The 596-nt window shown below is 48.8% G+C and carries 1 protein-coding gene; it reads left to right on the top strand.

Annotated features, from left to right (window positions below):
- Positions 1-596, top strand: a 596-nt coding sequence (locus IB279_RS38285) for a hypothetical protein (RefSeq protein ID WP_192341251.1), incomplete at both ends; no start/stop codon positions are given.

Here is a 596-nt window from a genome sequence, read left to right as displayed (position 1 = left end):
AGGACAGGAAAGGGGAGGGGAAGCAGGGGGAGCGAGAAGAGGGAAGAAAGACAAGCGAGGAAGAAGAGGGGAAGGAGAGAGAAGAAGGAGAGAAGGAAAGGAGGAACAAAGGGGGCGGAGGAGAAAGCAAGGAGGAGGGAGAGGAGGAAAGAAAAAGGGAAGGGGGAGGAGGAAGAGGGAAGGGAAAAAGGAGAAAGAAGAGAAAGGAAAGGAGGCACGGGAAGAGGAGAGGAGGGAAGGAGGAAAAGGGGAAGGAAGGGAAGAGGGAGAGAAAAGGGAAAGGAAAAAAAAGAGAAAGAGGAAAGGAGAGAAAAGGGAGAAAAGAGAGAAAAAGAGAGGGAGAGAAGGAAAAGAAAGAAGAGGGGGGAAGAGAAGAAGAAAGAGAGGAAGGAGGGAGAAAAGAAAGAGGAGAAAGGGAAAAAGGGAAAGAGAAAGGAAGGAGGAAGAAGGGGGGGAGAAGGAGGGAGAAGAGAAGAGAAGAAGGAAAGGAAGGGGGGAAAAGAGAAGAGAGAGAGGAAAGAGAAGAAAGGAGAAAAAAAGAAAGAAGGAAAAAAGGGAGGAGGGAAAAGGAGAGGAGAAAAAGAGAGGAAGGGAGA

It is taken from the genome of Ensifer sp. ENS06 (genome assembly GCF_014852205.1).
Classification (GTDB): domain Bacteria; phylum Pseudomonadota; class Alphaproteobacteria; order Rhizobiales; family Rhizobiaceae; genus Ensifer; species Ensifer adhaerens.
Note: the sequence above shows the minus strand (reverse complement) of the source record. Positions and strands in the feature narration are given on the sequence as shown.